The sequence below is a fragment of the Dolichospermum sp. UHCC 0352 genome (genome assembly GCF_009711925.1).
Classification (GTDB): domain Bacteria; phylum Cyanobacteriota; class Cyanobacteriia; order Cyanobacteriales; family Nostocaceae; genus Dolichospermum; species Dolichospermum lemmermannii.
The window spans coordinates 26,367-51,038 of the sequence record NZ_VIKY01000203.1 but is presented as its reverse complement, the minus strand read 5'-3'; the positions used below and the strand labels follow the sequence as shown (position 1 = coordinate 51,038).

Sequence of the window (24,672 nt, the reverse complement as noted above, 5' to 3'; positions counted from 1 at the left end):
TTTAGGTTTACCACCTGCCTGTTCCCCCGGCGTGTAGTCATCTGATTGGGATATAAAGAGGGTTTCCTAAATCAATACCTTGTCCATTTTTTGTAGGTCGGGTTAAGCGACAGCGCAACCCGACGCATTTGTTGGGTTTCGTACCTCAATCCAACCTACAAATCAAGACTTTTTTCGATTTGGACAAGGTATTGCTAAATTAAATGTATTATATGACTCAATTTCCCACTTTTGGCTAATAATTTGATTTTTTTATATAAAATTACGTAAAGATGTTGGTACAATTTAAACGAACCTGCATGGACTAATGAAATAACCCACGCAGTTGAATTTTGTTTATTTAGCCACGTCCACGAAGCGTACCCCAGGTATCTTTCCAATTTCCAGATTTTTTACCAACCTTGCATTTCCACCAACTCCATACACAAATCATTGATTTGCTCCAAATTAGGACGATGTGGTAAACTGGATTGATCATAAAAAACATCCATTTGAGCAACCAAATCTTCCGCCATTTTCATTAATTGCTCATAACTATAATCACCTCGCAAAATAGCCTTTAAATCATCAATATCACCAGCTAAATTTCTATCTACAGTCACTTCTCCCCGCTGCAAAATTTCCAATCCACTGCGTAGTAATCGAATACAGTGCATTCCATGTTTTAAATCATAACCTGATTTTTTTTCCATTTCGGCTCTAGCAGGATTTCTATTTTCCTGCCAAGATATATAAGCCTTCCATTCTCTTAAAGCAATTTGATAACTTTGACTTTTTTGCAAAAGGCGAATAAAATCTTTACGGCTATGAGTTAAATTTTGGGTATATGCTAAAGTTTCATCTGCTAAAGTGTACTGTTTCAAAACACCTTTAAAATCAATATCCCCAGTCAGCAACTTATATAACTGTTCTGATTCTTCCAAAAACTCAATTTTCCCCCTAATTAGAAGATAAAGATATTCCAAAAAAGCATTTAACTCATCTTTGCTTAACGGAACTTCATCCATAATATCAAAATCGGCAGGAAGAGGTTTCTTCGTAGGTGGATTTAACAACCATTTACGATGAGTTTCCATCTTCTTAATTTGAGCAAAAGCATAACCAGAATAAGTATGCTTTACCTTTTTACTCAAAAATAAATGACGGTGATTAATTAAATGTTGTCCGACATTTGTTAAAAAAGGATAATTCGTTAACCACAGCAATTCTAAAACATTGGGATTTGCACCAGCTAATAAATGAATAACCTTTCTTAATTCATAAATAACCGTATCTTCATTACCATCTATAAACGGAAATATCCCCGTTTCATCCCAACCAGAATCCTTTTGTTCAATACTATCAAAGCCTAAATAATAGCGTTTAGGAGCAATAAATACACCACGATAATCATAATCTGATTCAGGACGATTTAAACCATAACCATGACTACCAGCTAAACCCACAAAAATAGTTCTTTGTTCAACTTCAATTCTTTTCATCTTTATCTAATAAAAATTAAATTTTCATTTTCAGTATTAACTAAATTATAATTGATAATTCGTAACAGTTATCACCTTTTTCTACTAAAGTTCTCCCGATTTTGTTGGGTTTCACCTCCCTCTACCCAACCTACAATTTTCTTAAATTATTTATGAAAAATCTGAAAGTGAATAGTAAAAAAATCTGAGCAACCCTATTTAAATTGCTCAGATTAGTTAAAAAATTTTCCGTCTGTGTCATGGTTAACTACAAACACCAGAATTATCTTTTCGGAAATCAGCGAGAAATAAAATTATATTTTCTCAAAGGTTGACTGATTAACCATCAATCAGGTAATATAGTAGATTGTCTGTCTAATTCCTGCTCGGATCAGGTAGACATACTGCAAAAGCTGGCAAAGCTATAAATAATAGCGTCTCTACAGGAGATTATAGCCAGCTACCTGTACGGCAACCTCAAGGACGATTTAATGACTTACGCGATTATTGAAACTGGCGGTAAACAAATGAAAGTAGAAGCAGGTCGCTTTTACGACATTGAACTACTAACCGCTGAACCAGATGAAAAAGTTACCATCAACGCAGTATTACTTGTACATCACGAAGGCGCAGTTTCCATTGGACAACCTTTAGTAGAAGGTGCAACCGTGGAAGGGACAATTATGCGACACTTTAGAGGTCGCAAAGTCCTGGTGTATAAGATGAAACCTAAAAAGAAAACCCGCAAAAAACGGGGACATCGCCAGGAAATTACCAGATTTTTGATTAATTCTATCAATCTCAACGGCGAAGTTTTAGCTTACGAAGAAGCACCAACGAGTCCTGAACTTCCCGTTCTTGATACTGACTTTGTGGAAGAAACCGCTGACGAATCATCCGAAGAATCATAAAAAAAGGTTTAAGTTACTAGTTAGGCAAGGGGGAAAAGGTGATAGAGAGTAATTACCAATTACCAATTACTTTTTTCCCAGCCTAAACTGGATAACTAGCAACCTGGGATAAATAAAGTAAATAGAAAAGAGGGAATCATGGCTCATAAGAAGGGAACTGGTAGTACGCGAAACGGTCGTGACTCGAATGCTCAACGACTAGGCGTAAAACGTTATGGTGGACAAACTGTACGCGCAGGTAATATTCTAGTCCGTCAACGTGGTACTAAGGTTCACCCTGGTAACAACGTTGGTATTGGTAGTGATGATACCTTGTTTGCTTTAATTGACGGTGTAGTTACCTTTGAAAGAAGAGGTAAAAGCCAGAAGAAAGTTAGCGTTTATGCAGTAGCCGCAGAACTCGTAGAAGCTGTAGCTGGTTAATTCGTTATTAGTCATTGGTCATTCGTTATTAATTAATTAATGACCAGTGACTAATTTTAAATGTAGTGATTGATAAGTGCGCCTATTCCTAGTCCTAACAGTGAGCAAAAAGATATACAGCCAAAAGCTAGTGCTGGTTTTAAACCAACTGTTTGAAAGTCTATTTTGGCTAGGATGGTCGCTGACAAAATTAGTAAAGTATCAAGAAATACCCGAAACCAGGCAATCATTAGAAAAAATAGGAAAGCTGCTAAGATAGCCACAAGAAAAGTCCTAGCGTTTGACTTGAAGAAAATATGAGAATAATCATCTAGTTTTAGCCAAGGGTTAGTGAGCAATATCAGGGACAGCAGGATAGTTACCGCAGTTATCAGCCGTACATACCACGGGGCCTTTTCTTCAAATATCAACCAGCCCAATGTACTGTAACTCAGTAATATAAGTGTTAAGGAAAACCAAGGTATCTTTTTCAAAATTGACATATAGCAGGAGTCAGGAATAAAACGGGCTTTAAGCAGTTGATAAATGTAAAAGTTCTGTACCTTACTCAGTTACAAATCGTTCTATACTGATGTAATCAGTATCGGTTTCATTGATTATTTCACAGATTTACTGAACTCATCAGGTTTCTAAATGTTGAATTCCATCCCTAATTCCCAATTTAAGAGAATAAAGATCAACATTTAGTTAAATATGTTCATAAATATTTGTAAACTGTTAGCAGTTGAATAGCCATCTGGCATATCATTAAGGATTGATCATGAGACAAATTGTTATCGTCGAGCGCGTATGCCTAATTGGTCATATCGTTTCTATGGTATTTGGACTGCTGGGGATATTGATTGTTATTCCCAATGCTGAACTAATTGTTAGCTTATCAGAAGTCGGACAGAGCGTCATGCAGTGGAGTATGGCGGGTGGTGGTGTGGTATATATGATTTTGGGGGCGCTGGGAGTGTTCCTTTATGCTTACCGAACTTTAGGTTTAGCACGCGCTTTAGGATTTTTAATCCCATCTTTATCAATTTCCCTAACTAGCGAATTACTAGGAACTAGCACAGGCTTTCCCTTTGGTTACTATAGCTATTTGAGCGGTCTGGGTTATAAAATTTCCGGGTTGGTCCCTTTTACAATTCCCCTTTCCTGGTTTTATGTGGGATTAGTTTCTTATGTGTTGGCTCGTGCGGGTTTAGAAGTAGATAAAAAACCCAGCTTGTTCCGTCACGTGGGAGCTATTGGTTTAGGGGCTTTACTACTCACTTCTTGGGATTTTGTGCTTGACCCAGCCATGAGTCAAACTTCCCTTCCCTTCTGGTATTGGCACCAACCGGGGGCTTTCTTTGGAATGCCTTATCAAAACTTTGCGGGTTGGATGGGTACTGGTTCGTTATTTATGACTGTAGCGGCTTTGTTATGGAGCAAAAACCCGGTTAAGTTAGACCATTACCAACTAAATGTACCTTTATTGGTTTATTTGGGTAACTTTGGTTTTGCCACAGTCATGAGTTTAGCCGCTGGGTTTCCTATTCCTGTACTGCTAGGTGTGGCACTGGGTGTAGCTCCGGCTGTGCTGCTGTGGTCTAAAGGTTCTAGTACACCTGCAACGGTGAATATTGAAGCAGCTACTCAAGAAGTTGCTGTTGCTAATGTGAAGGTTGCTTTCAAATAGGGAAGAGGGAAGAGGGAATAGGAGAAGAAATTCTGCCAATTACCTCTTTCCCAATTACACAAAAAGAAAGCTAAGAGGTTGTTTGAAAAGTATTATATGAAACCCATAATCTCCAAAAACCTAACCCCCATTCCCTTGTAGGGAAGGGGGGTTTTAAAGCCTCTCCCCTGGTCGGGGAGAGGTTTGGAGAGGGGTCTGTTTACACATGAAAAACTTTGAAAACATCCTCTTAGACCGGGGAGTGTCAAGCACATTATTTCTCGTAAAGTATTGCGTCAATTTTGGCATCACTCCAATACTGTTAAGTTAATTTGCCTAAATTGCGCGAAAATCTAAACTAGCTAGTTTATAGAAAAAAGTCAGGGTTAAAATTGCTAAATATTATTCCGCTTCTATTGCTACTTATCCAAGTACCTGCAACAGCCATTTTACTTTCCCGGTTGCTCAAAGGTCCAGGACGTTATCCAGCCCTCGAACCACAACAACCGACACCAGAACTTTTGGGAACTGTGAGTGTGGTTGTACCGACACTAAATGAGGCATTACGGATTAGTCCGCTGTTAGAGGGTTTGAGTCGCCAAAGTTACGAAGTTCGGGAAATTATTGTTGTTGATAGTCGCTCACAAGATGGTACTCCCGACTTGGTGAAAACCGCACAAATAACAGACCCCCGCTTTCGGGTGATCACAGATGACCCTTTACCCCCTGGCTGGGTTGGTCGTCCTTGGGCGTTGCATAATGGCTTTTTATTCACATCTGAGGGGAGTGAATGGTTTTTGGGCATGGATGCAGATATTCAACCCCATCCTGGTTTGGTGGCGAGTTTGGTGAAAACTGCGATCGCCCAAGGTTATGATTTAGTATCATTATCACCGCAGTTTATTCTCAAGTATCCGGGGGAATGTTGGTTACAACCGGCTTTGTTGATGACGTTACTGTATAGATTTGATCCTACGGGTATTTATACTGAACAACCGGAACGGGTGATGGCTAATGGTCAGTGTTTTTTATGTCGTCGGTCTGTATTAAGGGCTGTGGATGGCTATAGCAGTGCTAAAGGTTCTTTTTGTGATGATGTGACTTTGGCGCGGAATATTGCCTCTCAAGGCTTTAAGGTGGGCTTTTTAGATGGTGCTAAGGTGCTAAGGGTGAGGATGTATGAGGGGGCGTTAGAAACTTGGAATGAATGGGGACGCAGCTTAGATTTGAAGGATGCTGCTTCTCCTGCTCAGATTTGGGGGGATTTATGGTTATTGTCTGCGGTGCAGGGTTTACCTCTTTTGACTTTATTGGGTTATTTGTTGCTTCCTAGTTTGGTGCTTTCATTGCCGGCGATGTTGTTGTTAGGATTGAATATATTTTTGCTGGTAATTCGCTTTGCTTTATTATTAGCGATCGCTCCCTCTTATGATCGTCAAGATGCCAACGGTGGTTGGTTATTCTGGCTTTCTCCTTTAGCTGACCCTTTAGCGGTGCTACGCATCTTTTTATCTGCATTTCACACTCCCAAAGAATGGCGCGGCCGGAAATACGGTGATTAATGCTATTTAGGGCGTTGACTGAGGGTATCGCTCTTTATCTGATTGGGGAGAGCGATCGCAATCATTAGAAAATATCTTGATTTCCAAGCCATACTGATTAAAATTCAAGTATGAGCAAGGAAATCATTTGTGGATTGAACAAAATCTCATGAGGATATGGAGATCAGTCTAATCCTCAGTAATAGGCGCTTCCCATGCTGCATTCCAGGATTGAGGTCCGATTTTACCATCAACCTCCAGTCCCTTTTCTTGCTGAAACTTGATTAATACTTCATGATCGCGTTCGCTAAAAACGCTATCGTCTCCCTTGCCAGTAGTGCCACCAGAACCCAGATTCCATCCCCGGTGAATCATCTGCCGCTGCCACAGTAGTATTTCACTCCCTTCCATGTAGGGACTGGTTAGGAAGATATACCGTCCTGTCCATAATGGATGAGGAGGAAGAGGGGTAACATCGTCACCCGATGTATAATTTGGTCTACCATAACCCACAATGTTTCCACGCCTTGTGCGTCGCATAACCTGTCCACCATTGGAATCATTCCCTACAGAAGTATTCCCTTCAATAGCAACGATAGAGCCGTCAGAATTGACTTTTTCTACAATACCAACGTGATCTGAAACTCCATCATTTTTCCAGTCATAGAAGACAATATCGCCGACTTTAGGGTTACTTGTATGCCACAAACCTTGCTCTTTAAACCATTTAATACCGAAAGGACAATAAGCAAAACCTTTGTTAGTAGTAATTTTTAAAGGTAATCCAGTATTGTGTAAACAATAGGATACAAACATGGCACACCAAGGCTCACGATTCATCCCATACCAAATACCAAATTTGTTGTTGTTAGATTCTGGGGGATTCTCTTTGTAACCGATTTCATTGGCTGCGAATTTAATAACTTGTTGTGCAGTAGTCATAGTTGTAAATTCCTCGTAGATTGTTGTGTTTATTTTAAGTTTTTATGTCTGTTGACCAATACCTTGTCCAAATTGGAAAAACCCTTGATTTAGAGAGACTAATTAAATTTAGATACCTAATGCAATCGCTTGTGCTATTTTCTTTTGATTGTTATTATTTGACAAAAATTGTAGTTGTGTGGGATTACTAATAAATTCACACTCTACTAAAATAGCTGGCATTTCTGTCTCTCTTAACACTTGAAAATTTGCTTCTTTAATTCCTCTATTTCTATGAGTTGAAAAAGTTGAGATCAAACTTTGTTGTACAGGTTCCGCTAGGTTTTTTCCTGCATTTGAACCTGAGAATATCCATGTTTCGATACCTTCCGCACTATTGTTGGAGTATGAATTACAGTGGATGCTAATAAAAATGTCTACATTCTTCTGATTTGCAAATGAAGCTCTACTGCCCAACGACACAGAAATATCTGTATCTCTTGTTAAGAAAACTGTATGTCCGTTTGCTTCCAGTTCTTTTTTTAAAAGTAAAGAAATAGACAAGTTAACGTCTTTTTCATTCAATACAAATGGATCTTTTCCAATTGCTCCTGGATCTGTTCCACCGTGTCCTGGATCAATACATACTTTCATTGTTTATTTCCTTTTTTTTAGGGTTGATTTTGCAAAAATCACACAAACGAATACATGATTTGACTAAAATAGTCTAGCATTCATTTATCATCTCAAAAGTCTCATAAATTTCAATTTCAATTTTAGGATATTTATTACCAACTCCTCATTGTTTAAGTGCTGATTTTGTGTTTCCATCTTCATCAACTGTAGTAATTTCGTTGGGATCAGGTGGAATTAGATAAGCAATAAGAGATGAAAGCACAGTTGTTGCTGCTGCCGATGCATCAGAAGTAACTTTTTTATCCGGATCACTAATTACGTAAGTGTTAAGAACAAAAACTGTTAATGTCACTAAAGCACCTGTAAATGCTGCACCTAAAACTTTACGGCGAGGTCTGGGAGTTTTTGATGTCATGTCATTTCGCTTTTGCGTAAAAGTTTCAGTATTTGAAACATGGTAAGAGAGTATACTTTACAATCCCTCTCAAGCAATGGAAGTTTGCCAACTTAAGCAAGGAACTTAAAAATCCTGACAAACGATCGCTCCGACTCCTCTACCACAATCCTTTCAAGCGTTGAGATTGTAAGCAAAATAGACCGCAGAATTATTTCAAATTGTTAAAACTTCCCCTTTTTGCAAAATGCTGTATTAATAAACACATTTAGCAATCGCTATACTCTGTTCAATCTCTTAGTTGTATCTTTATACTCTTGTCAGATTAATACAGTTTTCCCGGAAATCAGTCATTTTTCCGGCGGTTAGAGTTAATTCTCTTGCCCTATTTGGCTTTGCTTAAAAAAATTTATATTTATCACTTATGGATCTACCAAGAAAACGTAAACGTGGGTCAATCCTCACGATTCAAGGTTTAAATAAACTTGAGAACGCCATAAAAACAAAGGAATATGCTGAAAATAACGGCAAGCGATTTACCCTTGATAATCTCAGTATTCAGACTGAATTAGACTCTCATACCTTATGCAAAATTTTTAACTGCAATGTCAGAGTTGATAAAAAGTCTCTAGTCAAATGTTTCAAAGCATTTAATCTTGTGCTAGAGGCTGATGATTATCAATCACCTCTACAGCCTCCAATTCAGCCTTATGGGGATTATAGTTTAGCCCCCGATGTCTCCGTTTTCTATGGACGCACCGCAGAACTGGCAACATTGAACCAATGGATTCAGGTTAATCGCTGTCAATTAATCATGGTCTTAGGTATGGGTGGTATGGGCAAAACCAGCCTCATAGCCAAGTTAATGGCAGGTTTTACCAACAGCACAGACTCGTCATCATCAGAATTTCAGTATGTCATTTGGCTATCTCTTCATCATACCCCAACAGTAGAAGAAACCTTAACTGATCTAATTCACATCCTCTCTGACCAGAAAGCCATTAATTTACCAAAATCTCCAGATCAATTAATATCAAAGTTAATGCAGTATCTCCATCAAACTCGTTGTTTGCTGGTTTTGGATAATCTAGAATCCATTCTGCAATGGGGAGAACGAGGGGGATCATATCGAGAAGGATTTGAAGGCTATGGACAACTAATTAGAACAATTGGGGAGTCTACCCACCAAAGTTGTTTAATTATCATCAGTTGAGAACCAGCGATCGCATTTAGTCTACTAGAGAAAAAAGCCAATTTGATTAAATCACTGATCTTGAAAGGGCTGCTTCCTGAAGACGGACTCAAGATTTTTCAGTCAGAAGGCATTGACGAAACTCAAGCAGAATGGCAAATATTACATAATCACTATGGCGGAAATCCCCTGATGCTGAAAATTGTTGCCACTACTATTCATTTTCTATTTTCTAGCAAAATTGATCTTTTTTTAGCCCACGGTATCACCGTCTTTGGCGATATTTACGATTTATTAGATCAACAATTTCAACGCTTATCAGATTTAGAAAAAACCGTGATCTATTCCTTAGCAATTCACCGCAAACCCATATTAATGCCAGAATTAATAAACGAGATTATTCCCCCTGTCACTTCCCAGAAACTATTGGGAATACTAGAGAGTTTGAAATTGCTATCTTTGATTGAATTCAATGGAAACGGATTCACAATGCCAAACGATGTGATGGAATATGTTACCAATCAATTTGGATAACAGAGAACAAAACAAGATTATAGAGATTTCTATTTTTAACAAAACGTATAATTGAATAGCGCGAGAGAAAATATGGAACTTAATTAATTAGTCGCACTTCGGCATACTCATTGACCACATACCGCTATATGATGCGATTAATTACAATTTCATCTCACATAAATTAAGTTTATGACATCCACCATTTCCATCAACGATAGTCAGCGTCTAGGACTTGAACCCCTAGATGTTCCCCACCGTCTCCTATTGGGTCCAGGTCCCTCCAATGCCCATCCAGAGGTATTACAGGCGATGAATACCACACCAGTGGGACATTTAGATCCGGCTTTTTTAACCCTCATGGATGAAATTCAATCTCTGTTGCGTTACACATGGCAAACAGAAAACCCCCATACTATCGCCGTCAGTGGCACGGGTACAGCCGCAATGGAAGCCACTCTAGCTAATTCTGTAGAACCGGGTGAGGTGGTATTAATTGGTGTGGCTGGTTATTTCGGTAATCGTTTGGTAGATATGGCGGGCAGATATGGCGCAGATGTCAGAACTATTACTAAACCTTGGGGACAAGTTTTCAATTTAGAGGAAATCAGCGCCGCAGTAGCCACCCATAAACCAGCAATTTTGGCTTTAGTTCATGCAGAAACTTCCACCGGCGCTCGTCAACCCTTAGAAGGTGTGGGTGAGTTATGTCGTCAACATGGAACTTTGTTGTTAGTGGATACCGTTACCAGTTTGGGTGGTGTTCCCATCTTTTTGGATGAGTGGGGCGTTGATTTGGCTTATAGCTGTAGTCAAAAGGGTTTGGGTTGTTCTCCAGGTGCGTCACCGTTTACAATGAGTGGGCGGGCAATGGAGAAGTTGCAGAAGCGTCAATCTAAAGTGGCAAATTGGTATTTAGATATGACATTGTTGGGGAAATATTGGGGGACTGAACGCACATATCACCACACTGCACCGATTAATTTATATTATGGTTTACGGGAAGCTTTGCGTTTAGTGGCGGAAGAAGGTTTAGCTAGTTGTTGGCAACGTCATCAAAAGAATGTCGAGTATCTGTGGGAAGGATTGGAAGATATGGGTTTAAAGATGCACGTTGAAAAGGAATACAGGCTACCAACTTTAACTACTGTTTGTATTCCGGAAGGGGTAAATGGTAAATCTGTGGCCAGGCAGTTGTTAGTTGAGCATAATATTGAGATTGGCGGCGGTTTGGGTGAACTTGCTGGCAAGGTTTGGCGTGTAGGTTTAATGGGTTTTAATAGTCGTCCTGAAAGCGTGGATAAGTTGATAGCTGCTCTGGGAACAATGATCTCTAATAATTAGTTAGTTTGTAGTTGGGCTAAAGCCTAAGATAATTTTAGAACTCAAGCCCAACTACATTATTCTTGATTTTGATTTAACCAGCTTTCTAAATCATCAAGTTTGGTGAAATCTAATAATTCTTCTCCCAACATTTCTAATTTCTCAAGTGATAATTTTTGAATCTTGGCAATTAATTCTGAATTAATTTCTCCAATACGACGATTTAATTGCCGGATAATTAACAAAGTTTCTCCTTCAATTTTCCCCTCAATTTTCCCTTCCTGAACCGCTAAATCTCTATCCTGTTGATACAATGGTGCTAATCTCATAATTATCTCCCTATCTTCGGTTTCTTGATTGACTCCCAGGTGTTTTTGCAGGTTGTACAATAATTCTAGCGTGATTCTCCTAAATGGGTGGTTTACTGTTAATTCTGCTAGTTCCTCAATAGCTTGTTTTTGAACATTTCCTCTTCCTAACATTCTAATCCAAAGAGTTTCTTCCGTCCGTGGTAGTTGATGAATAACTACTATGGCTGTACGTAACGCTGCCCCTAAATAGTATATTCCTGGTAAAGAGTCAGTTTTTAAGGTAGTATTAAAGCCAGATAATATCTCTGGTGATGCTGTCGGAGTAAGTATCCACAGTTTCGGAATTTCTGATTCTTGAAGATTAGTTTTATTGCGTTTCGCTTCTCTTTTTAACACTCCCTTTACTTCTAATAATTTTAACAAACAATCACAAATCTCATCAGATGATGCCGGATTGCGATAAGGTTCAAAAATCGCGGGAGTAGATGCAAATTTACCTAATAAACCTAAAAGTTGTAAATTAGGATTTGCTTGAGGATAGGGAGAAAAGTAAACATCAATTTCTCTGACTTCTCCCGCTACACGACTCGGCGCTTGAACTTCTCCATAGTTTTTGAGAAGTTCCTCTAAATAGTCCTTAGCAAATTGATCATGAATGAATCTTGTCATGTAATAATTATATCAGTATATTGTGTTTTAAGTATCAAAGGGTATTTGTAAAGTATAAAATTCTATAAATCACGAAATCCCAGCTTAGAGGATGTTTTAAAAGTTTTTAATGTGTAAACAGACCCCTCTCCAAACCTCTCCCCTACCAGGGGAGAGGCTTTAAAACCCCCATTCCCTTGTAGGGAAGGGGGGGAGGGGGGTTAGGTTTTTGGAGATTATGGGTTTCATATAATACTTTTCAAACAACCTCTTAGTACAGCATCTCACAATTTTAGGTAAAATAGAGATTCTTAACTCACTCCAAAAAGTAGATTACAACTCTACTTCCTGCAAATGTAGAGAATCAAGAAGAAGTGCAAATTCTTCAACTGATGAGGTAGATAATAGAAGAGTCACAACTAATTGACGAGAATTTATACTTCTTGTATTGATTTTGAACTCAGGAAGTTTAAAAAATTCCCTCAGTTTCCAGTAGAAATTAAAGGGGTATCTGTCATGAAAGAATACATGAGTGCTTTAGAGGGGTTAGTCGAGCAATTAACACTAGCTGCAATTTTAGAGATGCTAGAACGGATATGTCATAAAAAAGCGGAAAATCTGAGAACTCACTGGAATGATGAAGAAACCGCAAAGCTTTGGGAGAAAGCAGCTAGACAGATAGAAAATATCAATGTTGATATTTAAATATTGCGAAAACAAATTACTCTTAGTTTATGGTTATTTTCAGTCAATGGAAATAACCAATTTTTAATTTTGCGGATAGCTAATTACCCCAAAAAACCAGCGAGTAATAGTGGTAATAGTATCAAAGCAGATCCGATTAAAACCAGGGTAGCCGGATCAATTTTAATGTGGTTCTTTTGTGGATCACGCATTTGGTATAATTCTGAAAAATAACTATTTTAACACAAGCTAAATTAAATATAACCATTTATTTTTTATTCTGAGTGTTGACAATTATCTATGGGAACAAATACTTTGTGATCACAACCTACAGATTGTCCAAACCAAAGCCTATCTAAACTTCCTCCACAGGATTTTCCCAAAGATGTTCCCACAGGTTTCGGGAAAGTTTCATATCCTCATCTACAAAAAAATATATGAGAAAAAATGGTAAAAACAAAAATACCAAAATAATGATAAAATTGCCGACGGGATTATTGATAATTTCTGGTGTGAGAATAATCAAAGGTATTGTAAAATATACTAACATCTAACATCCATACCAAAAAAAGCTTCCCAATTAAAACAAACAACTTAAACAAAAATTTGTTAACTATCAAATAATTTATCATACTATATACATTTTATGATTCTTCTTCATCCGCTTTCAGACTTTATCGAATCCAATTTTATCATTTATTCCGCACAGCCTAACTATTACTATGAAGGAAAATGTCCCCAAACTGGTGAAATATTGAGATTACCCCGCACACCTTTAGCAGAAGCTATAGCTGATAGTCTCATGCAGCAACTTGAACAAAATCATCTTTATTCCCATGAGGGAAAAATGTATGGTATTTTGTTAGTTGAATTACCCAATGGTGAACAAAGAGTTATTAAAGCATTTTCCGGTTTATTAAATGGTAATAGTATGGTTACAGGTTGGGTGTTACCAATTCCTGGTAGAGAGGAAGTGGCTTTATTAGAAACTCAGATTTTAGCAAAGTTAGCAGCAATTAAACAAGAAATTATTACCCTTGAACAAATTCCCGAAAGAGCAGAATATAAAACTCTGTCCGTTGAATATACCCAACAGTTACAAACTATGAGCTTACATCATGATCATAGCAAACAGCAACGACACAAACAACGTCAAGAATTTTATCAAACTCTCACAGATAAATCTCTCACAACTGCTTTGGAAAAACTAGAAGCAGAAAGCCGTCAGCAGGGAATTGACCGCCGAAATCTTAAACGCCATCAAAATGAAATTTTACAGCCTTTACAGCAAATTATAACGTCCGCAGATAGGAAGATTACAGAACTCAAACAACAGCGGAAACAACTATCTCGGCAATTACAAACAGAAATGCACGCTGCTTATAGCTTAACTAATTTTCAAGGACAATCTCTATCTTTACAGCAATTATTACCAGCAGGAACACCAACCGGAACAGGAGAATGTTGCGCTCCTAAATTATTACATTATGCAGCAACCCATGGATTAAAACCTTTAGCAATGGCTGAATTTTGGTGGGGTAATTCTTCTATAGAAAATAAGGTTTCTGGAGAATTTTATGGTGCTTGCTTGGAAAGATGTCAGCCATTAATGGGATTTTTGCTATCAGGATTAAAGCCAAATCAAGTAGAAATAATTTATGAAGATGAATGGCTAATTGCTGTGAATAAATCATCAGGACTGTTATCTGTTCCCGGTCGTTATTTTCATAATCAAGATAGTGTAATTAGTCGTTTACGTCATCTATATAATCAAGAAATAATCGCGGTACATCGTTTAGATCAAGATACTTCCGGGATTCTCTTAATAGCTAAAGATCCAGTTACTTATTCTCAATTAAGTCAACAATTTCAACAAAGACAAATTCATAAAGTTTATGAAGCTTTGCTGACAGGTTCTCTAGCTATTAATGAAGGTGAAATTAATTTACCTTTGTGGGGAAATCCTGATCATCGTCCTTATCAAGAAGTGGATTTATCACGAGGTAAACCTAGTTTAACTCACTTCCGCGTTATGAACAGAGAAGGAGATTATACCCGTGTTGAATTTGTGCCTTTGACTGGACGGACTCATCAATTACGGGTTCATGCTGCTGATACAAGAGGACTGGGAATGGCAATTTTGGGGGATAAACTCTATGGTTATCATAGTGATACTGATAGATTATATCTGCACGCAAGAGAGTTGAGGTTTCAGCATCCTCATGTAGAAAAAATCTTCCACTTACAGGTAAAAACACCATTTTAATCAGGATATCTGAATTTGTAAAGATATCTTGACAAACACTTTAGGTTTATTATATTATTTAATATAACAAGCGTTCGATATAAAAACAGATAGCCCCCATAGTGAGGAACAAGCCATGTTATGCCGAAAATTGTTAATCACGAACAATACCGGAAAGAATTACTCGGTAAATGTTTTGATTTGTTTGCTGAAAAAGGCTATGCAGCGATTACTATGCGGCAGATTTCTGCGAGTTTAAAGGTTTCCACAGGTACGCTATATCATTATTTTCCCAACAAACAAGCTTTGTTTGAGCAATTGGTGGAAGAAATTAGTCAGCAGGATATCATTACAGCTTTAACAGAATTTGGAGGAAAAAATAACTTATTAGAATTGATGGAAACTTTGGGTCAATACCTTGTTAAAAATGAGGATTATTTAATTAAATGGACTTATGTATGGGTTGATTTTTGTCAACATCAAGACTCAAAAATAATGCTAACTAATAGCACTGTTTTTAAGCGTGCAAATCAACGATGTCAGCAAGTAGCCTGTGATTTATTAGGTGTTAGGGACGTAGTATTAGCATCTTTTGTTTTAAGTTTCGTGAATGGTGTTGTTTTGGAGAAATTATGGGGTAATGAGAACATTGATTTCCCTCAACAATGCCAGCTTTTGGGAGAAATGATTACAGCATATTTACAGCAAAAAGCTGAGGTTAAAATTAATAATTAACCACCAATAAATACCGATAAATTTATTTTGTGATGAGGTAGTGAAAATGAGTTACAAACTGTCGTTCAAGTCCCCAAGTCCAGGTTTGATTGGTTTAATGCTTGCGGCTACTACGATTCCAGTAGGAATTATTATTTATGGAGTTTCTAATTTCGGACAAATGGGTAAAACTTCTGTAAATGAATCAAAACCAATTGTTCCTATCGCTGAAATAGTTACTGCTTTAGGAAGATTAGAACCAGAAACAGAAGTAATTAAATTATCTGCACCTTTAGCATTAGATGGCGATCGCATTTCTCAACTATTAGTTAAAGAAGGTGATAATGTTAAAGTCGGTCAAGTAATTGCCATTTTACAATCTCGTGATCTGTTAAAAAATGCTGTTATTCAAAGCATGAAACAAGTCGAAGTTGCTAAAGCTAAACTTGCACAAATTAAAGCTGGGGCTAAATCAGGAGAAATTCAAGAACAGTCAGCAATTGTGGAGAGAATTAAGGCACAATATGCAGGAGATAAACAATCCCAACAGGAAAATATTGCTCGGATATCAGCCCAATGGGAAGGTGATAGAATTGCCCAAACAGCAACTATTAATAAACTAACCGCAGAACTCAAAAATGCCGAATCAGAATATCAACGCTATCAACAGTTATTTTCTGAAGGGGCAATTTCTAATTCTGTAATTGATAGTAAACGTTTAAATGTAGAAACTGCTAAACAGACATTAAGTGAATCCCAAGCTATTCTCAAGCGGATTAATACTACAGCTAATAAACAATTATCAGAAGCTAAAATTGCCCTGAATCGTATTAATAATACTAGCAATAAAGAAATTAGTGAAACTCAAGGTAAACTCAATAGTATTGCCGAAATTCGTCCTGTAGATGTGCAGTTAGCACGAACAGAAGTTGAAAGTGCGATCGCTAATTTGCAACGTGCAAAAACTGAACTAGAAGCAGCTTATATTCGCGCTCCTATGACGGGACAAATTATTAAAATTCATGCCCGTGTCGGTGAAAAAATTGATAACCCAGGGGTTGCTGACTTTGCCCAAACTAACACAATGATGGCAGTAGCAGAAGTTTATCAAACTGATATTAGTAAGATAAAATTAGGACAAAAAGCCATAATTACCAGTCAAGGATTTACTGGAGAATTAAAAGGTGTAGTCCAACAAATTGGTTTACAAGTCAAACGCCAAAATGTTTTTAGTGATCAACCAGGAGAAAATTTAGACAGTCGCATTATCGAAGTAAAAATTCGCCTCAATCCTGAAGATAGCAAAAAAGTTTCTGGCTTAACCAATTTGCAAGTGCAAACAGCAATTAAATTGTAATTAATTTCTCATCAAGATGCATAAAAAAACTCATGATTAATAAAATCTTTCGGAAAACGCCCCTAGCTTGGCGACAATTAATGAAGGAAAAAACCCGGCTAGTGGTTGCAGTTGCGGGAATTACCTTCGCAGATATGCTGATATTTATTCAGATGGGTTTTGAAAGTGCATTATTTGATGCTGCTATTCAACCTCACCGCAATTTACAAGCAGATTTAGTCTTAATAAATCCTCAATTTCAAACCCTACTTTCAGTCAAAAGCTTTTCTAGAGAAAGACTTTATCAAACATTAAGTTATAACGGTGTAAAATCAGTTAGTTCTATTTACATTAGTACGGGACAATGGCGCAACCCTGAAACAAAAATGAATCGCTCTATTTTAGTTTGGGGTGTAGATCCGGCTACACCTGGTTTAAAGTTTCCTGAACTTCAAGCCAAAAAAGATAATCTTAAACAATTGAATCAAGTTTTGTTTGATGAAGCCAGTCGTCCAGAATATGGAGAGATTGGCAAGATTTTTCGAGAAACTGGGAAATTTAACGCCGAATTAAGCGGAAAGAATGTCAGTGTTAAGGGTTTATTTCAAAATGGTGCTTCCTTTGCTGCGGATGGAAATGTAGTAGTTAGTGATTCTACTTTTTTGCAGTTATTTTCTACTCGCAAAGCTGATCAAATTGAAGTTGGTTTAATTACTCTTCAACCTGGTGCTGATATTGAAAAAGTTAGGAAACAACTGCAAATAGGATTAAATCCAGATCCTCAAAAACCCTTTGTTGAAGTTGGTACTCCCGAAACATTTGCCCAAAAAGAAAAAACTTATTGGGCTGAGGGGACAGGGATTGGGTTTATTTTTAGTTTGGGTGTAATAGTCGGTTTTATTGTTGGTATTGTCATTGTTTATCAAGTGCTGTATTCTGATGTTTCCGATCATTTACCAGAATACGCTACTCTTAAAGCAATGGGTTATACCGATAATTATCTATTGCGAGTTTTATTGCAAGAGGCATTATTCTTAGCTGCATTAGGTTATTTACCTGCATTTTTCCTATCTTTTGGGTTATATCAAGTTACATTTGCCGCAACTCTTTTACCAATATATATGAAGGTAGATCGGGCAATTAATGTTTTTTTCTTAACAGTAATTATGTGTACTGTTTCTGGCGCAATAGCGATGCGAAAACTCCGTTCTGCTGATCCGGCGGATATTTTTTAAAGTTACAATTTTTATATCTCACGCAAAGGTAAGGAACTATGTCATTGGAAGTTACAACTATTCCTTCTCAAGTTATTTCTACTTCAGAAACGGTTATTTCTGTTGGTAATCTTAATCATTATTTTGGTAAAGGTGCGTTGCAAAAACAAGTATTATTCGACATTAATTTAGAGATTAATGCGGGGGAAATTGTCATTATGACTGGTCCATCTGGTTCGGGCAAAACTACCCTATTATCATTAATGGGGGGTTTACGTTCTTCCCAAAATGGCAGTTTACAAATATTAGGACAGGAAATTTTTGGTGCAAAAAAAGGGCAATTAACTAAATTGCGTCGCCAAATTGGTTATATTTTTCAAGCACATAATTTGATGAGTTTTTTAACAGCCAAAGAAAATGTGCGAATGTCTTTGGAGTTACATGAAAATCATCTCAATGGCGATATTAATGCTACAGCTACAGCGATGTTAGAACACGTCGGTTTAGGAGAACATATTAATTCCTATCCAGAGAATTTATCCGGTGGACAAAAACAACGGGTAGCTATAGCCCGCGCTTTAGTCAGTCATCCCAAAATAGTATTAGCAGATGAACCGACAGCTTCATTAGATAAACAATCTGGACGCGATGTGGTGGAATTAATGCAAGTTCTAGCAAAAGAACAAAACTGTACTATCTTATTAGTCACCCATGATAACCGTATTCTCGATATAGCTGATCGGATTATTTACATGGAAGATGGACAATTGAAAAGTGATGGTGTAGATATGGGAGTTAAACTAAATTAACACTTATTTATTTAAAGATAATTTCTTCCCGAATCTCTAAATTGAGAGTGTGTTGAATTTTCAAAAGTTTTGTCAAACTAGCACTAGCATATCCATTTGCTTCATCACGTTGCACCTGTTGAGGTTTAACTCCTAAAAGTTTGGCAAAACTCTCTTGAGTGTGTCCGCGAATAATCCGCGCTTTGATGAGTGCTTCTGGTAATTTTTCTAAACTATCATATTGCAATCGCTCAATTTTACCTTGATTGTTTTTGAGATTTTCATACTCTTCTATCTCTTCAGTAAACTCCTCAATTTGGCTTTGTAGTGAATCAATACGAGCCTCATGGCGTAGCTTTTGGTTTTCATCTTCTGGAACTGGTTTACTAGCATATTGAGTCATTGCTAACTCAAATTTCTTCATCTGTGCTTTAGTAATACTGTACTGCCATTCATTGAAAATCATAATGTTTAACCCATAACTCATTTGTTCAAGAATGGCATTACCTAATAATAAAAATTAATTAGATAATGCCAATTTATCTTACTGTTTTATATTGCTAATTTTGAATTTTAATAATCAAAAGCAGCAAAAAGTATTTTGCACCCTATCCTTACAGATCAACTGCTACTATACCTTTGATATTGCCATTACGGTCTTGCTGGAACAATTCTAAACAAGTAGTAAATGGATCTTCAATAGTTATGTTAGCAAGTAAAAACTCACCACCATATTTATTTTTTTGTGCCAATCTTCTGCTACTAGGATGCAAAACGGGGTCTAGTTTTTGTAAGAGTTTAAAATCTACTTTATCATCTTCCCAACAAACATCGAAGTCATTAGGACGTATTTTAGTAGTTACAAAACTTCCACCGATATAAATTCTCTCACAACCGCATTGCCTTAATATCTCACACCCTTGTTTGAGTCCAGATAAAAGATTTTTTCGGCGTTTATTGTAAGCTAGATACTCTTCAATTTCCTCCCAAGTAGCCAAATGAATACCGGGTGGCAAATAGCCATTTTGGTCGAATATAAAAATCATAATTAATTTTTAGTAAAGATTGCGCGAATCTCATAAATCAAGACCTCCAGATAATATCCATTAAAATCAACCGATTATACTTAAACAGAAATAAAACATTGGCTTGTTATTTACAAGACTTTGATAATAATTCCTAGATTAATATATCGGTGTTACTAGAAGAATTTTGCAGTTGAATACAACGAAATTTTTCTATGATTAATAATAGCACAACAATTTTGTTGTGTCTACATCTCATCTTCAAAAGAGCAGACTTGAGCGAATGAGATATTTCAATCAAAGCCAATTGCGATACCTGTAACAAACAGAACTATCAATCACATAAATCCAATTAATTATATAAATCACAGTCCAGACCGTAATATAGTACAATTGTTCTATACAGACAAAACATAATGCTCGTTCTAGTCAGGTGTAATATAGAAAAACAATGATCCGTGTGATGATTGCCCTAACTAATTATGCTTGACTTTTCTCGTGAGGTGAAATTCACCGTGAGAAAAAGTATTAAAAATCAGGAGAAGACAATGAACAGTTGTATTTTGATGGCAGAAATTTACGATAATCCCCAACTGCGTCACACACCAGATGGGTTAGAAGTTACAGAAATGATCGTTCATGTCGCGGGAGCAAAACCAGAAGATCCAACGCATCCTTTAAAAGTCGTAGGTTGGGGAAATTTAGCCAAAGAGATTCACCAAAGTTATCATCAGGGCGATCGCGTTATTATTGAAGGGCGCTTAGGCATGAATACAATTGATCGCCCCGAAGGATTTAAGGAAAAACGCGCAGAATTAACAGTCCAAAGGATTCACGCCATCGGACAAGGTACTTATACCAGTTCACCACCAGCAGCCACGAGAACCACACCAGCCTATGAAACCCCTGTAGCGCCACCAACCTACAGCCAGACTAATTATGAATCAAACTATCCGACATCAGCCCCAATGCCCCAGGTAGCGCCCTCTCAACCGACATACCAACCCGCCCCTGTGCAGTCTCCATCCCCTGTAGGAGTTACGCCAGAACCCGATCCAGATGACATCCCGTTTTAGTCATAATCCTTGTAGAGACTTTCCATGGAACGTCTCTACATTCTTTTTCAACCTCCACTGACTTCACCCCATTCCCGAATTGCTGGAAATACGGATGAATAATCATCTTCTGGATAGGACATTTTCATAGTTGCGTGTAAGATTTGCCTTACACCCTCAATGCTGTTGAGATTCAAACCCAAGGATTTTGCTTCCGAGATAAATAAATCTATTTCTTTGATCAGTTGTTTTGTCGGCAAGTTGGCGTTATTATAATTGCCATCTAACATTCGCCGCAAATTTTGATCAAAAGTAGGCGCATAAAGTTTACTTTCGCGCAGAACCTGCATAAACAAATCAACATCAATGCCTTGCAACTGGATATATGCCAAACTCAGAGCAAAGCTAGTTGTGAGAGAAGCAATCAGTTGATTGAGCGCCAGGGTGAGGTTTGATGCCGAACCCACAGCGCCTATATATACAGGATTTTCGCCAAAATGTTGGAGTAACTTTAAATGACGCTGATATTGTTCTTCCTCTCCACCTACCATGACAATTAATTTGCCAGTTTTAGCTTCGGGAATACTACCGAGGACAGGTGCTTCTATATATTCACCACCAGCCGCAACTACTGTATCTCTGATTTCTTGGCTTTCTAAGGGATTAATTGTCCCCATTTGAATGATGCTGCGTCCTGATAAAGTATGCCAAGAAGTATCTGTCAGAAGTACATGATAAATAGCTGCGGCGTTAGAAAGCATTAGCACGATACAGTCAGCAGCACGGATGGCTTCGCGGGGTTTCGTCACAATTTGCGCCCCTGCTTTCCGTAGCGGTTCTAATTTTTCTGGGGTGCGATTATAGGCAATTAGTTCTATATCGGTAGCTAATAACCTTTGAGCCATCGGTAGTCCCATCAATCCAGTTCCCAGAAATGCCACCTTCATGTTTTACGTTCCTTTGTCAGTGGTCAGTTGTTAGTAGAAGAAGTCACCGAGTCAGGAGTCAGGAGTCAGGAGTCAGGAGAAAGAAAAGTGAAAGAATAAATAAAAAAAGTCCTTTCCGTTTCCTCTTCCTTTTTCTTTCTCTTTCCTCTTATGACTTATGACTTTTGACTTTTGACTTTTGACTTCCGCGAAGCGGTACTAGCCTCCAGCGGCAAAAGTCACCATAATGATGACGGAAAGTAAGAGTCCGGGGGAAAGTAGAGTTACTAGCACTAACAGATCATGAGCATTCATAATTATTTCTCTTGGGTAGATTTTTGACTTAAATGTCATCTCTGTTATGCTAGTGCAATCAGGACTAATACAGGATTGTTAAAGAGATTTTTAACCTTTCTCTTTGATCTCTACTCTGGTACGACTAATCCCTGGAGTGGTTGTGATGCTTCTTGTTCAGTTAGTCCCTGGCTTTGGACTAAAACGCCAAAGTTGCCTAATCCCCCCGGGTTAATTAGTTGGTGTAATCCTTCTCGGCGTTGTAGCAACTGTGATATTGGTTGCTGTTGAGAGGAGAGTGCAGCTAACCTTTCACCTATTCCCAATGCCATCAAAAATAGCCCTTGCTGAGTCCAACCCATGTTTTTGAGTCCGCACCGTTCACCCCAAGATGATAAGGCTGTAAAGTCAACATGGGCAGTGATATCTTGTTGCCCAATATTGATATAAGGATTATCATGATGACGATGCTGGTAGTAGCACTGGAGAGTTCCCTGCGATCGCCTGGGGTTATAATAACGATGAGCAGGGTAGCCATAATCAATTGTTAGCACATACCCCCGTTCCAAGCAGTCTGCCACTATACCCAACCAATTCAAAGCTGCTAAATTAATTTCACTACGATAGCCATTTTCATAAGTATTTTGGCTTAAATCAATTTCCACTAACTTAAAATATTCTCCTAATTGTGGTGTTGATGGTTCTCCTATTATTTCCATAAATAGAGGTTTACCTTGAGCGGAGTCGAAAGGTAAAGCAGAATTTTCTTCCTCCGATTGTTGCCCAATCGTGACATAAATTTCCCGCAATTCCCCTGCTTCTAAAGTAAATTGATGGACTGGAAAAGCATCTACTAATTCATTGGAAAAGAAGCAGCCGTTAATAGATTTGGAGGGAATTTCTTCTAAGTTACACCAATCTACAGAAAAATCTTGTAACCGTTGTTGTTGTTCTTGTTTTAAACTTTGTGATTTTTCAACAATAATATATTTGACTGCTGCCAAAAAATCTGGGTATTGTTGCTGTATATAATTGAGAATATGGGATGCTAAGATACCTTGTCCTGCTCCCATTTCTACTAAATCAAAATGGATAGGTTGATCTAGAATCTCCCACATTTGGTAAAATTGCTTTGCTAGTAATTCCCCAAAATCAGCGCCTAAACTGGCAGATGTGAAAAAATCACTGCCCCGAAATCCGATTTTGATAGCATCACTGGAATAATAACCATATTCTGGATGATATAACACCATATCCATGTATTCCGCAAAGGTAATTCTTTTTTGAGGACTGGTGATAATCCGATGAGCTATGGCTTGACATAACGGGGAATGAGAATCCATAAAGTTTGTAGTTGATTGTTAACTAATGCTTCTAACTCAAATAAAAGAATATGTCGAATATTTATTCATTTAGCCAACCGAAAAGTTGACCTACTGTAAGATTAAATGATTCTGCAAAAGATGGAACAGGTAAGCTATCTGTTTCTAGTTCAAATAATAGAATCCGTTGATCATTAAAATAGACAAAAACTAATTTTTCTGCGGGGTCAATTAACCAACCCATTTGAGTACCATGACTAAGACAATGGAGGATATTCCGAACAACTTTAGTTTGATTTTGTTCAGGAGAAAGTATTTCAATTGTCCAGTCAGGAGGGATAGCAAAGGTGTTAGCAACTTCACCATTTTCATCGCGGGGAATGCGTTCCCAAGTGAAGACGGCAATATCAGGTACAATGGATCTACCGCCAAAGGTACAGCGTAATTCAGAGTATGCGCGGGCTATACGCTGGGGTTTAAGAACCGTATTAGCCGCAAAAACAAAATCGCTTTGAACTGTGCTATGTTTTCCTTGAGGCTTATGTTTTTGAATGATTTCACCGTTAATAAATTCGCTTGCCGGTTTGGTTTCTGGCAATTTGATAAATTCATCAAGGGTTAAGGTTTTGATAGGGGTTTGAACCATTACCGTTTCGGGTTTGTGGATTATTAATATTGTACCATTTTTGAATGGTCTGAATCAGGATATCCAGGATTTGAGGATTTACAGGATTTTGATTTTATTGGTGGTGTACTAATATTTTAATTTGTCAGAATCAGGATGTCCAGGATTATAGGATTTTTAGGATGTTTTTTGATGATGGTGTGTGGGTATTTTGGGATTTTCAAGTGTTTTTTAATAATTGTCTTTAAATAATTATAAACAATCTAAAAATTACCATCCTGTACATCCTTTAATCCTGGTTATCCTGATTCTGACAAATACAACTTTCATCACCAACAAACAATCTAAAAATTACCATCCTATACATCCTTTAATCCTGGTTATCTGACAGCTTAATGCACCCTACAATCTAATTTGTCTGAATCAGGATGTCCAAGATTATAGGATTTACAGGATTAAAAATTGAAATAAATATCAGTTAAGGAAAGGCTTTACTACTTTTGAAAAAGTCAGACAACTTAAC

26 protein-coding genes are annotated in these 24,672 nt (G+C 37.6%); 14 read left to right on the top strand and 12 right to left on the bottom strand.

Translation table 11 applies throughout. The features are described 5' to 3' along the window. Positions 1–392: 392 nt before the first annotated feature. Entirely contained in the window at positions 393–1,481 is a 1,089-nt protein-coding gene (locus tag FJR06_RS14275; RefSeq protein ID WP_168651673.1) for a DNA polymerase beta superfamily protein, read from the bottom strand. A 470-nt stretch (positions 1,482–1,951) separates the two neighbouring features. Here FJR06_RS14275 and rplU point away from each other — a divergent pair, with 470 nt between their 5' ends. Both rplU and rpmA read left to right on the top strand, forming a co-directional pair. Next, complete coding sequence (gene rplU / locus FJR06_RS14270) at positions 1,952–2,371, top strand: 50S ribosomal protein L21 (protein WP_015078509.1); 420 nt, start codon at positions 1,952–1,954, stop codon at positions 2,369–2,371. A 138-nt stretch (positions 2,372–2,509) separates the two neighbouring features. Then, positions 2,510–2,794 (top strand): 50S ribosomal protein L27, encoded by a 285-nt coding sequence (gene rpmA / locus FJR06_RS14265; protein WP_015078508.1) that lies wholly within the window; start codon positions 2,510–2,512, stop codon positions 2,792–2,794. Between the two features lie 56 nt (positions 2,795–2,850). Here rpmA and FJR06_RS14260 read toward each other — a convergent pair whose 3' ends face one another. Further along, a complete protein-coding gene (locus FJR06_RS14260; protein WP_015078507.1) occupies positions 2,851–3,276 on the bottom strand; it encodes a hypothetical protein in 426 nt (141 codons plus the stop codon). Between the two features lie 278 nt (positions 3,277–3,554). On the opposite strand from FJR06_RS14260, the gene cruF reads away from it, so the two are divergent. Both cruF and cruG read left to right on the top strand, forming a co-directional pair. Then, complete coding sequence (cruF, locus tag FJR06_RS14255) at positions 3,555–4,463, top strand: gamma-carotene 1'-hydroxylase CruF (RefSeq protein ID WP_015078506.1); 909 nt, start codon at positions 3,555–3,557, stop codon at positions 4,461–4,463. 371 nt (positions 4,464–4,834) lie between these two features. Continuing rightward, positions 4,835–6,004 (top strand): 2'-O-glycosyltransferase CruG, encoded by a 1,170-nt coding sequence (gene cruG / locus FJR06_RS14250; protein WP_168651672.1) that lies wholly within the window; start codon positions 4,835–4,837, stop codon positions 6,002–6,004. 168 nt (positions 6,005–6,172) lie between these two features. Here cruG and FJR06_RS14245 read toward each other — a convergent pair whose 3' ends face one another. From FJR06_RS14245 to FJR06_RS14235, 3 genes are all read right to left on the bottom strand, one after another. Next, complete coding sequence (locus FJR06_RS14245) at positions 6,173–6,925, bottom strand: CHAP domain-containing protein (protein WP_168633886.1); 753 nt, start codon at positions 6,923–6,925, stop codon at positions 6,173–6,175. 108 nt (positions 6,926–7,033) lie between these two features. Next, on the bottom strand, positions 7,034–7,558 hold the full coding sequence (locus FJR06_RS14240; protein ID WP_168633888.1) for an N-acetylmuramoyl-L-alanine amidase: 525 nt from the start codon (positions 7,556–7,558) through the stop codon (positions 7,034–7,036). 145 nt (positions 7,559–7,703) lie between these two features. Then, positions 7,704–7,955 (bottom strand): hypothetical protein, encoded by a 252-nt coding sequence (locus FJR06_RS14235; RefSeq protein WP_168651671.1) that lies wholly within the window; start codon positions 7,953–7,955, stop codon positions 7,704–7,706. Between the two features lie 403 nt (positions 7,956–8,358). Between FJR06_RS14235 and FJR06_RS24410 the strand changes: the two genes are divergently transcribed. The 3 genes from FJR06_RS24410 (at position 8,359) to FJR06_RS14225 (ending at position 10,983) form a co-directional block, all read left to right on the top strand. Continuing rightward, positions 8,359–9,147 (top strand): NB-ARC domain-containing protein, encoded by a 789-nt coding sequence (locus FJR06_RS24410; protein WP_254434431.1) that lies wholly within the window; start codon positions 8,359–8,361, stop codon positions 9,145–9,147. 42 nt (positions 9,148–9,189) lie between these two features. Continuing rightward, positions 9,190–9,660 carry a hypothetical protein gene (locus FJR06_RS24405; protein WP_254434430.1) on the top strand — a complete coding sequence of 157 codons (471 nt, stop codon included), beginning with the start codon at positions 9,190–9,192 and terminating at the stop codon, positions 9,658–9,660. A 171-nt stretch (positions 9,661–9,831) separates the two neighbouring features. Beyond that, positions 9,832–10,983 carry an alanine--glyoxylate aminotransferase family protein gene (locus tag FJR06_RS14225; protein WP_015078496.1) on the top strand — a complete coding sequence of 384 codons (1,152 nt, stop codon included), beginning with the start codon at positions 9,832–9,834 and terminating at the stop codon, positions 10,981–10,983. Between the two features lie 56 nt (positions 10,984–11,039). Here FJR06_RS14225 and FJR06_RS14220 read toward each other — a convergent pair whose 3' ends face one another. Next, positions 11,040–11,942: a DUF4351 domain-containing protein gene (locus FJR06_RS14220; RefSeq protein WP_015078495.1), complete on the bottom strand. Its 903-nt coding sequence runs from the start codon at positions 11,940–11,942 to the stop codon at positions 11,040–11,042. 495 nt (positions 11,943–12,437) lie between these two features. On the opposite strand from FJR06_RS14220, the gene FJR06_RS14215 reads away from it, so the two are divergent. Continuing rightward, positions 12,438–12,626, top strand: a complete 189-nt coding sequence (locus tag FJR06_RS14215) for a hypothetical protein (protein WP_015078494.1) — start codon at positions 12,438–12,440, stop codon at positions 12,624–12,626. A 334-nt stretch (positions 12,627–12,960) separates the two neighbouring features. Here FJR06_RS14215 and FJR06_RS14210 read toward each other — a convergent pair whose 3' ends face one another. Continuing rightward, positions 12,961–13,155, bottom strand: a complete 195-nt coding sequence (locus FJR06_RS14210) for a hypothetical protein (RefSeq protein WP_041457591.1) — start codon at positions 13,153–13,155, stop codon at positions 12,961–12,963. 96 nt (positions 13,156–13,251) lie between these two features. On the opposite strand from FJR06_RS14210, the gene FJR06_RS14205 reads away from it, so the two are divergent. The 5 genes from FJR06_RS14205 (at position 13,252) to FJR06_RS14185 (ending at position 18,923) form a co-directional block, all read left to right on the top strand. After that, positions 13,252–14,871 carry an RluA family pseudouridine synthase gene (locus FJR06_RS14205; protein WP_168651670.1) on the top strand — a complete coding sequence of 540 codons (1,620 nt, stop codon included), beginning with the start codon at positions 13,252–13,254 and terminating at the stop codon, positions 14,869–14,871. A gap of 120 nt (positions 14,872–14,991) precedes the next feature. Beyond that, positions 14,992–15,585, top strand: coding sequence for a TetR/AcrR family transcriptional regulator (locus FJR06_RS14200; RefSeq protein ID WP_168651669.1), 594 nt, complete (start codon positions 14,992–14,994; stop codon positions 15,583–15,585). Between the two features lie 46 nt (positions 15,586–15,631). Then, positions 15,632–16,921, top strand: a complete 1,290-nt coding sequence (locus FJR06_RS14195; RefSeq protein WP_168651668.1) for an ABC exporter membrane fusion protein — start codon at positions 15,632–15,634, stop codon at positions 16,919–16,921. A 32-nt stretch (positions 16,922–16,953) separates the two neighbouring features. Beyond that, the gene (devC, locus tag FJR06_RS14190; RefSeq protein ID WP_168651667.1) at positions 16,954–18,135 is read left to right on the top strand and encodes an ABC transporter permease DevC; all 1,182 of its coding nucleotides are present in this window, start codon (positions 16,954–16,956) and stop codon (positions 18,133–18,135) included. A gap of 38 nt (positions 18,136–18,173) precedes the next feature. Further along, on the top strand, positions 18,174–18,923 hold the full coding sequence (locus FJR06_RS14185) for a DevA family ABC transporter ATP-binding protein (RefSeq protein ID WP_168651666.1): 750 nt from the start codon (positions 18,174–18,176) through the stop codon (positions 18,921–18,923). A gap of 7 nt (positions 18,924–18,930) precedes the next feature. On the opposite strand, the gene FJR06_RS14180 is transcribed toward FJR06_RS14185, so the two are convergent. Both FJR06_RS14180 and FJR06_RS14175 read right to left on the bottom strand, forming a co-directional pair. Further along, positions 18,931–19,368, bottom strand: a complete 438-nt coding sequence (locus tag FJR06_RS14180) for a helix-turn-helix transcriptional regulator (RefSeq protein WP_015078487.1) — start codon at positions 19,366–19,368, stop codon at positions 18,931–18,933. Positions 19,369–19,516: 148 nt separating this feature from the next. Then, a complete protein-coding gene (locus FJR06_RS14175; RefSeq protein WP_168651665.1) occupies positions 19,517–19,948 on the bottom strand; it encodes a hypothetical protein in 432 nt (143 codons plus the stop codon). A gap of 527 nt (positions 19,949–20,475) precedes the next feature. Here FJR06_RS14175 and FJR06_RS14170 point away from each other — a divergent pair. Beyond that, positions 20,476–21,003, top strand: coding sequence for a single-stranded DNA-binding protein (locus FJR06_RS14170; protein WP_168651664.1), 528 nt, complete (start codon positions 20,476–20,478; stop codon positions 21,001–21,003). A gap of 47 nt (positions 21,004–21,050) precedes the next feature. Here the strand turns inward: FJR06_RS14170 and FJR06_RS14165 are convergent, their stop codons facing one another. From FJR06_RS14165 to FJR06_RS14155, 3 genes are all read right to left on the bottom strand, one after another. Then, entirely contained in the window at positions 21,051–21,929 is an 879-nt protein-coding gene (locus FJR06_RS14165; protein ID WP_168651663.1) for an NAD(P)-dependent oxidoreductase, read from the bottom strand. Positions 21,930–22,333: 404 nt separating this feature from the next. Continuing rightward, positions 22,334–23,545, bottom strand: coding sequence for a class I SAM-dependent methyltransferase (locus FJR06_RS14160; protein ID WP_168651662.1), 1,212 nt, complete (start codon positions 23,543–23,545; stop codon positions 22,334–22,336). A 61-nt stretch (positions 23,546–23,606) separates the two neighbouring features. Then, positions 23,607–24,170 carry a Uma2 family endonuclease gene (locus tag FJR06_RS14155; protein ID WP_168651661.1) on the bottom strand — a complete coding sequence of 188 codons (564 nt, stop codon included), beginning with the start codon at positions 24,168–24,170 and terminating at the stop codon, positions 23,607–23,609. Between the last annotated feature and the right edge of the window lie 502 nt (positions 24,171–24,672).